Source organism: Burkholderia sp. WP9, assembly GCF_900104795.1.
Taxonomy (GTDB): domain Bacteria; phylum Pseudomonadota; class Gammaproteobacteria; order Burkholderiales; family Burkholderiaceae; genus Paraburkholderia.
Map to the genome: position 1 here is coordinate 1,079,321 of NZ_FNTG01000001.1, position 12,210 is coordinate 1,091,530.

The 12,210-nt window shown below is 62.9% G+C and carries 6 protein-coding genes; 3 read left to right on the forward strand and 3 right to left on the reverse strand.

Features of this window, described 5'->3' with window-relative positions; genetic code table 11:
• Positions 1–357 precede the first annotated feature (357 nt).
• The 3 genes from BLW71_RS04875 to BLW71_RS04900 all read left to right on the forward strand — a co-directional run bounded on the left by BLW71_RS04875 (position 358) and on the right by BLW71_RS04900 (position 5,788).
• On the forward strand, positions 358–2,859 hold the full coding sequence (locus BLW71_RS04875) for a penicillin-binding protein 1A (RefSeq protein WP_091793686.1): 2,502 nt from the start codon (positions 358–360) through the stop codon (positions 2,857–2,859).
• A gap of 405 nt (positions 2,860–3,264) precedes the next feature.
• Positions 3,265–4,143: a lipid A biosynthesis lauroyl acyltransferase gene (locus tag BLW71_RS04880; RefSeq protein WP_091793688.1), complete on the forward strand. Its 879-nt coding sequence runs from the start codon at positions 3,265–3,267 to the stop codon at positions 4,141–4,143.
• A 1,369-nt stretch (positions 4,144–5,512) separates the two neighbouring features.
• Complete coding sequence (locus tag BLW71_RS04900) at positions 5,513–5,788, forward strand: hypothetical protein (protein ID WP_038457847.1); 276 nt, start codon at positions 5,513–5,515, stop codon at positions 5,786–5,788.
• A 494-nt stretch (positions 5,789–6,282) separates the two neighbouring features.
• Here BLW71_RS04900 and BLW71_RS04905 read toward each other — a convergent pair whose 3' ends face one another.
• Genes BLW71_RS04905 through BLW71_RS04915 form a run of 3 tightly spaced genes read right to left on the reverse strand, consistent with a single transcriptional unit; the run spans position 6,283 to position 12,088 of the window.
• Entirely contained in the window at positions 6,283–7,800 is a 1,518-nt protein-coding gene (locus tag BLW71_RS04905) for an efflux transporter outer membrane subunit (protein WP_091793692.1), read from the reverse strand.
• A 2-nt stretch (positions 7,801–7,802) separates the two neighbouring features.
• Positions 7,803–10,940 (reverse strand): efflux RND transporter permease subunit, encoded by a 3,138-nt coding sequence (locus BLW71_RS04910; protein WP_091793694.1) that lies wholly within the window; start codon positions 10,938–10,940, stop codon positions 7,803–7,805.
• Complete coding sequence (locus tag BLW71_RS04915) at positions 10,937–12,088, reverse strand: efflux RND transporter periplasmic adaptor subunit (protein WP_091793697.1); 1,152 nt, start codon at positions 12,086–12,088, stop codon at positions 10,937–10,939. Before BLW71_RS04915 ends, BLW71_RS04910 begins: the two co-directional genes overlap by 4 nt.
• Positions 12,089–12,210: the final 122 nt, after the last annotated feature.

Here is a 12,210-nt window from a genome sequence, read left to right on the forward strand (position 1 = left end):
AAATCCCGTGACATCAACGAGTTGTAGCGTTTGCGGGCGGCTTGTCCACAGGCCTTTCAACATTTTCTGTGAATAACTCCAGCGGGGCGCAAAAGCGCTCGTATCACTGCCCGGAACTACAGACTCCTTTCGCGCGAAGGGAATTCTTACAAAAAAACTAACTTGGAGCGCGCGCGATTTCTTTTAAAATGCGCTGTTACGTTGCGCCGGACAGTGTCCGGGCATGCCGTGCGGCCGGCCGGGGGCAAAGGGCCGCGCGGTGGTTTGCGCCTCAGGCTACGCTGCTCGATCACGAACCATGTGCGCGCCATGAGCGCGTGCAGAAAGGCGTTCAGTCATGCGCCCACTATTCCAGTCATGCCAATCATCAAACGACCGCATTCATCCAATTCTCCGTCTGGTGAAGACCGGGATTCCTACCAACGCACGCCAGGTCGCAATGCCGCTTCGCGCGACGCCGAGGCCAGCCGCCGTTCAATCGGCGCGACCCTCGCCATCTGGTTCGCCGGCCTGATCGCGACTATCGCGGTGGTGGGCGCGCTGATCATCGGCTATGCGCTGGTGGTGATGGGGCCGCAACTGCCGTCGCTCGACGCGCTGACCGACTATCGGCCGAAGGTGCCGCTGCGCGTCTACACCGCGGACCATGTGCTGATCGGCGAATTCGGCGAGGAGCGGCGCAGTCTCGTGCGCTTCCAGGACATTCCTGATCAGATGAAGAAAGCGGTGCTTGCGATCGAAGACTACCGCTTCTACGAACACGGCGGCGTCGACTTCATCGGCATTCTGCGGGCGGGTGTGTCCGACCTTTCGCACGGCGGCGCCTCACAGGGCGCGAGCACGATCACCATGCAGGTGGCGCGCAACTTCTTCCTCTCCAGCGAGAAGACCTACACGCGCAAGATCTACGAAATGCTGCTCGCGTACAAGATCGAACGCGCGCTGACCAAGGATCAGATACTCGAGCTGTACATGAACCAGATTTATCTGGGCGAGCGCGCATACGGTTTTGCCGCTGCCGCGCGCGTGTACTTCGGTAAGGACCTGAAAGACATCACGCTGGCGGAATCGGCGATGCTGGCCGGTTTGCCGAAGGCGCCGTCCGCGTATAACCCGGTGGTCAATCCGAAGCGCGCGAAGATACGTCAGGAGTACATTCTGCGGCGCATGCTCGAGCTGAAATACATCAGCCAGGAGCAATACGACCAGGCGGTGAAGGAAGAGATCCACACCAAGAATCCGGGCAACGAATATAGCGTGCATGCCGAGTACATCGCCGAAATGGTCCGGCAGATGATGTACGCGCAGTACAAGGACGAAACCTATACGCGCGGCCTGAACGTCACCACCACGATCGACTCCGCCGACCAGGACGCCGCCTATCGCGCGGTGCGCAAGGGCGTGATGGATTACGAGCGGCGCCATGGTTATCGCGGGCCGGAAGGCTTCGTCCAACTGCCCGCGCCGGGTGACGACCGCGATCAGACGATCGACGACGCGCTCACCGATCACCCCGATAACGGCGAGATCATCGCCGCCGTGGTGACGGACGTGAATCCGAAGCAGGTCAAGGCGCAACTGGTGGACGGCACGCAGCTCGCGATCAGCGGCGACGGTCTTCGTTTCGTCGCCGGCGCATTGAGCGCGCGCGCCACGGCCGCCACGAAGATCAAGGTCGGCTCGATCGTGCGCGTGCTCGCCGACGACAAGGGCAACTGGCAGATCACGCAACTGCCGCAGGTGGAGGGCGCGCTGGTGTCGCTCACGCCGCAGGACGGCGCGATTCGCGCGCTGGTGGGCGGCTTCGACTTCAACAAGAACAAGTTCAACCACGTCACGCAGGCGTGGCGTCAGCCGGGTTCGAGCTTCAAGCCGTTCATCTATTCGGCGGCGCTCGACAAGGGTCTCGGACCGGCCACGATCATCAACGACGCGCCGCTCTATTTCCCGTCGAGCACGCCGGGCGGCGACGCGTGGGAGCCGAAGGACGACGACCAGCCTGACGGTCCGATGCCGATGCGTCTCGCGTTGCAGAAGTCGAAGAACCTGGTGTCGATCCGCATTCTGTCGTTCATCGGCACCAAGTACGCGCAAGACTTCGTTACGCAGCGGTTCGGCTTCGACGCCGACAAGACCCCGCCGTATCTGCCAATGGCGCTCGGTGCGGGCCTCGTCACGCCGTTGCAGTCGGCGGGTGCGTATTCGGTGTTCGCAAACGGTGGCTACCGGATCAATCCGTATCTGATCAACGAGGTGACGGACGCGCGCGGCGAGCCGCTTTCCAAAGCGCAACCGCTCACAGCCGGTCGCGATGCGCCGCGTACGCTCGAGCCGCGTAACGCGTTCATCATGAACAGCCTGCTGCATTCGGTGGCGACGGCCGGCACGGGTGCCGGCACCAACGCGCTGCATCGTTCGGACTTGCAGGGCAAGACCGGGACGACCAACGACGCGAAAGACGGCTGGTTCGCCGGCTATCAGCAATCGCTCGTGGCGGTAGCGTGGATGGGTTATGACCAGCCGAAGACGCTCGGCAGCCGTGAATTCGGTGCGCAACTGGCCTTGCCGATCTGGGTGGAGTACATGCAGCGCGCGTTGCGCGGCGTGCCGCAGAGCGAGCCGGCGCAGCCGGACGGCGTGACTTCGGTCGACGGCGAGCTGTTCTACACGGACATGACGCCGGGCAATGGCTTCGTGGCCAGCATCGGTCTCGATTCGGCGAATCCGACCGCGGGCGTGAGCGACGCGGTCGGCGGCGTGGGACCCGCGGGCATGACGCCGCCGGTCGTGCCACCGCCTAGCGTTTCGTCGAACGAGAAGAAGCAGATCATGGATCTGTTCGAGTCCAACAAGCCCTGATGTCCCGCAAGGGGACGTTCAGTGGGGCGCAGCAGGCGTGTGCGGGCCGCATGAGCACGGCGGAGTCCGCGCACGCAAGATTCTGAAAGTGAAGCGAAGCGGCGCCTGGCGCGGCTTTCGCTCGGATTGCCGCGTGGCCCACCCGGCGGATTGTGTGCGCGGCAGGCGCAGTGTGTTTTAATCACGCCTGCGGTGCATTTATCAAGGGTCCTAAAGGACGCCTATTCCCTAAACGGTTTCGGCCTCCAGCACCACTGCGTCTCGCCGCGAGCGGGACGTCCATTCTCGAACTCCGCGCCGCGCGAGACCCGGTATGACGCGCGCGCCTGTCACTTCGTCCGTTGGCAATGTTGAGGTTGCGGCGGGCGGCGTGTTTGCCATCCAGCATCCACCGGGTCCCGCCTCGTGAAAAATCGAATTCTGATCTGTCTGATGACAGGTCTGCTGCGCGCGTTTGCGTTTCTGCCGTATAGCGTGGTCGCACGAATCGGCACGGGTATCGGCGCGTTGCTCTACCGCATTCCGAGCACGCGCCGGCGCGTCGTACATACCAATCTGAAGCTGTGTTTTCCGGATATGAGCGACGAGGCGCGCGAACGTCTGGCGCGTGCGCACTTTTGTCACGTTATCCGCAGCTATGTCGAGCGTGGGCCGCAGTGGTTCGGTAATGCGCAGGCGCTCGCACGCCTCGTCGAGGTGGAGAGCGCAATCGATCTCTCGGATATGACGGGTCAGCCGACGATTTTCGTCGGCTTCCATTTCGTCGGCATCGAGGCGGGCTGCATGATGTATTCGACGCGGCATCCGGTCGCATCGCTCTATACGCCGATGTCGAACCTTCTCTTCGACGCGATGGCCAAGCGCCAGCGCGGTCGTTTCGGCACCGAGATGATCCCGCGCAGCGACAGCGTGCGGCGCGCGTTGCGCACGTTGCGCGAAGGCAAGCCCGTAATGCTGGCCGCCGATATGGATTTCGGCTTGCGCGATTCGGTGTTCGTGCCGTTCTTCGGCGTGCCGGCCTGCACGCTGACCTCCGTCTCGCGGATGGCGCGTGCGGCGAATGCGCGGGTAGTGCCGTTCGTCACGGAGGTGTTGCCGGACTACCGCGGATACAAGCTGAATATCTTCGAAGCGCTGAGCGATTTTCCGTCCGACGACGTGTCGGTCGACGCGCGGCGTCTCACCGCGTTTCTCGAGACGCAGGTTAGACGGATTCCTGATCAATATTATTGGGTGCACAAGCGGTTCAAGAACCGGCCGGCGGGTGAGGCGAGTGTTTATTGATGCAGACCTGTGACGGGCTGCTGCAATGGGGGTCGCGGCGCCAGGCCAAGCGTGAGCAGGCGGCGTAGTTAAACGCATCGATGGACGAATCTCGTGCGCGGCCAAGGACTTAGTAGGTATCTCCGGATGTTATCAACAGCTCTATCAACACAAACTGTGGATAAAGTGTCCTACGATGCACAAGGTCTCCGATCATGGCCGCACTCGGACGAGGGCACCCGCTTCCCCGGCCGAGTGAGTACTGGGGCGAAGGGAACCAGTGTCCACTCCCGCTACCGTTTCGATGGCGAGTCGCGCGAAATGCCACTTGGTGCATGGTCGCGCGTGGCGCTCGTCGCAAGATCAACCGAGCCGTGCACGGCCCTCGCAGCGGGAACGCTCGACCACAGCACGAACACACTCCTATAGCCCGCTTTCTGCGGGCGCAGCACTAGAGTCTGATATCTGCGCTTGATCTCTACGGCGAGAATGCCGAGCTTATTTGCTGAAGTGAAGGCGGCGCGCCAGTTCTGCATCTATCAAAACGTCGTAATCGTCCTCGGTGCTCCAAAAATTTTTTCTTCGTTGCCTCGGGGAATATGGCTGAATCGGATGCCTTGGGTTCGCCATTCTTTTGCTTTGGCTCAACGATATCTGATAATTTTTGTTATGGGTTCCTACAGCTTGCGTCGGCATTCCCTGGTCCGGGTTTGTGTGAACGCAAGTCGCGCGTAATTTTAAGAGTTGTCGGATTTTCCGGTCATCTTGGTCCCTATAGGTTGCTTGTGCGTCAAACAAGTACAAAGCAAGCCAATAGGGATAAAAATGAAAAGACAAAGACTGTACGGGGAGGCGGCCGGATCTTCGGGCCGTCTAATGGCTGCGTTCGTGTTGCTGATACTTGCGTTCAGCGCAAATGCAGACGACTGCTTCTCACTGTACGCGAAGTCCGGCGCCACGCCGGGCTCCAAGACATGCAAGCTCGACGTGACCAGCAATACGCCTGGCGGAATGGGCAACTATGCGTGTATTAACGACCTCGCACTAATTGATCAGTAATGTAACTTAACCGAAACCCCGCCTGACTGCCGGCATGGCGCGAAACCACCGAGTTGATGCTGAGCGATCAGGCGCAGGTTCCCTATCCTTCGCTCGTGCCGGATTTGACGAGTTCTGCGAAGCGGTCAACGCTTTACAGCGGCCTGTTCAAGGGAGGTGATGGTGGATTCGTTAAATGCGGCGGTAGGGAAACTCATGAAGCCGAATGCTATGCTCAGTATGAAAACGACAGAGACGAATGCCGTCTCCTGGCCGGACCAAGAGGGAAGCGAAACTGGGCTCTATGCTTGGCGAACGCTTTTGACAGATATCAACAATGCAGGGGGTATTGATGCTTAAACGTCCGCCGTATTCAATGGTTGTGACCTACGTCGAGAATCCACAACAGTTGATCATGCAAATTGTTGAGTCAGCTAGGGTGGCTCCGCTTCTGGCCGAGTGTATGGAAGTACCATTCTTTGTGGACGACGACGAGTTCGAATTTGACGACGAGTTAGCGCGGCAGCTCGGCGTAGCAATGCTTAACGTGATCGCGGAGGGGCGGCCCGAAGTCAAAAAGCGTTTAAACGTTACGCAACACCCCATTGACGCGTCACCAGAGGAGTAACTGACCAAGTGCCCGGCGCTGCGACCATCGCAATTCTGATCGCAGCGCCGGGTAGCCCGCTGGTCCTATGAGTCCAGGTCAGCATCCAAGCGGTCTTCTCTTCACAGCGCACCCGCAGAAGCGGCGGCGTGACCCTCAAAAAGATCATGGGGGTGTGATGTATGACGTTGAGTTTTCGGCCAGGCATGAGCGCGTGCGCCTTTATCACGGATGGGCTTTACCGGTATCTGAAAGAGCACCGGGGCGCGGGACCTGTGGAGCTGGTTCTTCGTCCCGAGCACAAGTCCGTGTTAAGCGATGAACTACACGTACTATTAACAGGCATCGCATACAACGGTGTTTGTCGGGCCGTGGGGAATGCCTAAATTCCCCTCAGGTGGCCCGCGAACCTTTGTGGGTTGGGATTTCGCGTGATTGGCGAAGACTTATCCACGGACTTGCGAACAGAAAACGGGGATAACTTCCTAACCGTCCGTACGGAATCCCAGGTTTAGCTACTCAGCGACTCCCGCGCTCGCCGCTGATGCCGAAGCCGCCGCCGCCGAAGCCCCACCCACCCCCGTCTCAACCGGCGGATTCCCCATGGCCTGGAACAACGCCGCGGTGTCCGTCAGCCGCGCGCTCGTATAGCGGATCTCGTCGAGCTGCGCGTTGCGAAACTGCTGCTCGCTCGAACGGGTCGACGCAACAGGCAGCGCGCCCAGCCGGTAGCGTCCGGAGGTTTCATCGAAGATGCCTTGCGCCGAGCGCGCCGCAATATTCGCGGCATCCAGCGCTTGCGAGTCGTGTTCGAGCGCGGCCAACGTGTCGGCGACGTTCTGGAACGCGGCCAGCACCGTTTGCTTGTACTGCGAGACCGTGGCGTCGTAGGTATCGACCGCCGCACGTCGTTGCGCGAACAGGGCGCCGCCATGAAACAGCGGCTGCGACAGCGACGCTCCGATGCTCCAGATCGCGCCCGCGCCCGAGAGCGCGACCGGCCAGCTAAAACCGCCTTGTCCCATCGACGCGCTCAACGACAGACTCGGGAACATCTGCGCCGTGGCGACCCCGACGTCGGCCGCCGCGGCCTTCAGCGCGGCGTCGGCAGCCTGAATGTCGGGCCGCGAGCGCAGCAGCTCCGAAGGCACCACCACCGGTACCTGCTCAGGCACATGCAATTGCGCAAGCTCGAGATCGTCCGGCGCCGCATCAGGCGTTCGTCCGAGCAGCACCGCCAATGCGTGGCGCGTGCTCAGCCATTGTTGCTTCAAACCCGGCAAGCTCGCCGACAGACTCGCCGCGCTCTGTTGCGCGCTCAACTGATCGGCATGCGAGACCGCGCCCAGCACGTACCGCCGCTGCGTGTCGCGCGCCTGATCGTTGGCGATCGTCACGAGCCGTTCGGTCGTCTCCATCTGAGCATGCAGCGCGGCGCTGGTGATCGCGGCCGTCACGATATTGGCGGCCAGCGCGCGGCGCGCGGCGTCGAACTGATAGGCCTGAACGTTGACGCGCGCGGCGAGCGCGGCATCGGCGAGACGCGCGGCGCCGAACAGGTCGAAGGTGTAATGCGCCTGCAATTGACCGACGAAGACGTTGTACAGAAACGTGTTGGGTCCGATCTCGGGGATCGCCAGCGCGCGATTGCGGGTCGCCTGGCCGCCGGCGTCGATGGTCGGCAGCATCGAGCTGCCGATCTGCGCGCGCAACTGCTCGCGCGCGGCGGCGAGGCTTTTGTCGGTCGCGGCGAGCGTCGGACTGTTGCGCAGGCCTTCGTCGACCAAAGCGTTCAGCGTGTCCGATTGATAAAGCTTCCACCATTCGGGCACCGGCTTTTCGCCGACCACGAACTGCTGCGTGACGCCTTGCGCGGGCACGGTTTGCGTCGGCTGCGCTGCGGCGCCGTAGTGCGCCGGCTGCGGCATCGCGGGCGGCTCGCCGCTCGGTCCGAACGAGCAGGCGGCGAGCGCGCATGCCACGCCAGTGAGCGCGGCGAGGCGCGAATATCGGAAGAACGTGGGCGTGGTCATACTCAATTCCCCGTATGCGTCGTGCCGGACGCGGACGGCGTCTGCGGCTCGCGTTCATCGGCACGCACGCGGAACGACGTGGCGTACAGCGCGGGCAGATAGAACAGCGTGAGGATGGTCGCGCTCGTAATGCCGCCCATCAGCGCGGTTGCCATCGGGCCGAAGAAGTTCGAGCGCAACAATGGAATCAACGCGAGCACGGCGGCGGCGGCAGTCAGCGTGATCGGACGGAAACGCCGCACGGTCGCGCCGACGATCGCATCGAACCGCTTATGCCCGGAGGCGATGTCCTGCTCGATCTGATCGACCAGAATCACCGAGTTGCGCATGATGATGCCGAACATCGCGATCACGCCGAGCATGGCGACAAAGCCGAACGGCTGGCCGAACAGCAGCAGCGTGAGCACCACGCCGATCAGCCCGAGCGGCGCGGTCAGCACGACCATCAGCACGCGTGCGAAGCTTTGCAACTGGATCATCAGCAGCGTGAGCACGGCGATGATCATGATCGGCATCTGCGCATTGATCGACGTCTGGCCCTTGCCGCTTTCCTCGACCGAGCCGCCGATTTCGATCCGGTAGCCCACCGGCAGGCTGCCGCGAATCTGGCCCAGCGCTTTGTCGACGGCATGCGTGACGTCGATACCTTGCGCGCCCGGCGCGACGTCGGATTGCACGGTGATGGTCGGCTGACGGTCGCGCTCCCAGATCACGCCGTATTCGAGATCGTTGCGCAAATGGCCGAGCGTGCCGAGCGGCACGGGACCGTTCGGCGTAGGCATGGCCAGCGTGACGAGTTGCGCGGGATCGACGCGCTCCGCCTTGGGCGCGCGCAGATCGACGCTGATCAGCTTGTCGCGTTCGCGGTACTGCGTGACGGTGTAGCCGGAGAGCGTCATCGCGAGGAAGCTCGAAATGTCTTCTGAGCTCACGCCGAGTTCGCGCGCTTTTTTCTGATCGACCTCGAAGCGCACCGAGCGCTCGGCGGGTTCGTCCCAATCGAACTGCACGTTGCGGGTGCCGTGGTCCGCACGCAGCGTCGCGGCCACGCGCTCGGCGATCGAGCGCACCGTGGCGATGTCGTCGCCGCTTACGCGGAACTGCACCGGATAGCCGACGGGCGGTCCATTCTCGAGCCGCGACAGGCGCGTGCGAATGGCCGGAAAATGGTCGCGCAATTCAGGTTCGAGCCATTGCGCAAGCTTTTCGCGATCCTTTACCGACTTCGCCGTGATCACGAATTGCGCGAAATTGGGTTGCGGCAATTGCTGATCGAGCGGCAAATAGAAACGCGGCGCGCCGGTGCCGACGAAGTCGACCGTATGATCGATTTCCGGGCGGCCCACTAGTGCTTTTTCGAGCCGCGTGGCCTCACGCAATGTGGCTTCGAATGAGGCGCCTTCGGGCAGGCGCACATCCACCAGCAACTCGGGGCGGTCCGAACTCGGGAAGAACTGCTGCGGCACCAGCGTGAAACCCGCCATGGCCAGCACGAATAGTACGACTGTGATCGCCAGCACGACGAAGCGCCGCTCGATGCACCAGCCGATCCAGCCGCGCAGGCGCCGGTAGAAACGCGTGTCGTAGATGTCGTGCTCGTGATCGTCGGGCAGATGTGTCTCGTGCGCCTCGCGTTTGCGCTCGGGCAACAGGTGATAGCCGAGCAGCGGAATCAGTACCACGGCGGCAAGCCACGAGGCGATCAGCGCGATCGCCGACACTTCGAAGATCGAACGCGTGTATTCGCCGGTGCTCGACTTGGCCAATGCGATCGGCAAAAAACCGGAGACGGTGACGAGGGTGCCGGTGAGCATCGGAAACGCGGTGCTGGTGTACGCATAGGCTGCCGCGCGCGTGCGGTTCCAGCCTTGCTCCAGCTTCACCGACATCATTTCGACGGCGATGATCGCGTCGTCGACGAGCAGTCCCAACGCAAGCACGAGCGTGCCGAGCGACACCTTGTGCAGGCCGATATCGAACAGGTACATGCACAGCGCGGTGACGGCGAGCACCACGGGAATCGAGATCACGACCACCATGCCGGTGCGCACGCCGAGCGACACCAGGCTCACCACCAGCACGATCGCCACGGCTTCGGCGACGGCTTCGAGAAAGTCGTCGACCGAATGCGCGACCGCGTTCGGCATGCTCGACACTTCGACCAGTTGCAAGCCGGCGGGCAGCGCGCGGCGCAACTGGACCATCTGCTGATCGAGCGCCTTGCCGAGGCGGATCACGTCGCCGCCCGGCTGCATGGTCACACCGATGCCGAGCACGGCCTTGCCGCCGGAGCGCATTTGCGTGACGACGGGGTCGTCGTAGCCGCGTTTGATCGTGGCGATATCGCCGAGACGGAACGAGCGGTTGTTGATGCGAATCAGCGTGTCGGCGAGAGCGTTGACGTCCTTGAACTGGCCGGTGGGACGCACGAACACGCGGTCATCGGTGGTGGTCAGCGTGCCGGCTTGCGAGACGCTGTTCTGCGAATTGATGGCCTGGCCGAGTTGTTGCGGCGAGATGCCCAGACGCGTGAGCTGCGTATTGGCGATCTCGATATAGATGTGTTGATCGGGATCGCCGAAATAATCGACCTTGCCGACGCCCGGCACGCGCAGCAGCACCGTGCGCAGTTGGTCAGCGTAGTCGTGCAGTTGCGCGGCGGAAAAGCCGTCGCCTTCGAGCGTGTAGATGTTGGTATAGACGTCGCCGAATTCGTCGTTGAAGAACGGGCCTTGTATGCCTTGCGGCAGCGTGGCCGCAATGTCGCCGACTTTCTTGCGCACCTGATACCAGGTTTCGGGCACGTCCTTGACCGGCGCCGAGTCTTTCATCGAGAAGAACATCAGCGATTCGCCGGGGCGCGAGTAGCTGCGCACGAAGTCGATCGCGGGCGTCTCCTGCAATTTTCGGCCGATGCGGTCCGTGACCTGTTCCTGCACCTGGCGCGCGGTCGCGCCGGGCCAGAAGGTGCGGATCACCATCACGCGGAACGTGAAGGGCGGGTCTTCGGATTGCGCGAGCCGCGTATAGGCGAGGATACCGAAAGCGGTGGCGAGCGCGATCAGGAAAACGACCAGCGCCTGGTGGCGCAGTGCCCATGCGGACAGGTTGAAGCGTCCCTCTTCAGGCGTGGTGCTCATGAAGCGAAGTCCTCGGGATGCAGCGGCGCGATCGCACGGACCTTCTCGCCGGCGGTCACCGTATGCACGCCTTGCAGCACGACGCGCTCGCCCTCCTTGATGCCCTGGCTGATCACCACGGTGCGCTCGTTGTAGCGCGTGACCGTTACTCGGCGCAGTTCCAGCGCGTTGTCCGCGGCGCGCACGATCCACACGGCGGGCTGCGTGCCGTCGTGGAACAACGCGGTGGCGGGCACCGTAAACGAGCCGTTCTGATTGGCCGAAGTGTTCGCCGACGCGGCGAGTTCGATATCCGCGGTCATGCCCAGACGCACATCCGGGCCGGGGTTCTCGAGCGTGAGTTTGGCGCGATAGGTGCGGCTTTGCGGATCGGCGGCGGGCGAGAGTTCGCGCACGCGCGCGGCGAACTTGCGTCCCGGCAGCGCGGCAAGCGTGACGTTGGCGGTTTGCCCGACGGAGAGCGCGGCGAGCGCGCTTTCCGGCACGTCGCACACCACGTCGATGTCGCCGCTCCAGGCGAGGTTGTAGACGGCCTGGCCCGCCGAGACGTTCTGACCGGTGTCGGCCTGCTCGGCGGTAATCACGCCGGCGTGATCGGCGGCGAGCGTGGTGTATTGCAACTGGTCTTTCGACAACGCCGCCTGCTGCGCGGCCTGATCGCGCTGCGCGACGGCGGATGCGTATGCGTTCGTGGTCTGTTCGAGCTGGGCAGGCGCAATCAGGTTCTCTTTCGCCTGCGCCTGATCGCGATCGAGTTGCTGCTTCGCATACACAAGACTGTGCTCTGCGGCGGCAAGCTGCGCCTGCGCGCTGGCAGCGTTCTTTTGCTGGTCGGCCGGATCGAGCCGGGCGACGATCTGCCCGTTCTTCACCACATCGCCGAGGCGCACGCGCCGTTCGACGATCTTCCCGCCGACGCGAAACGACAGCGGCGTCGAGTAACGGGCCTGCACTTCGCCGGGTAACGACGCTGCCTGCATCTCGCTGCCGTCCGCATGCACGGCGACAGCGACCACCGGACGCGGCTCGGGCGCGGCGGCTTCTTTCTTCGAACACGCGGCCAGCGTGACGACGCCGGCAAGAACCAGAACGAATGCTGCGTGGCGCGGGCTTACGGGACGGCCACGCCGACGCGACTGCGGGCGCATCGCGGGCGATGCGGGAAAACCGGGACGCTTCACAATTACCCCAACTGGAGACAGCGAACGAACACGGCAAGCCGCAGCGGCCCGCCAGCGAAGACGCGTGGGCCATTATGCAATTGGCATGC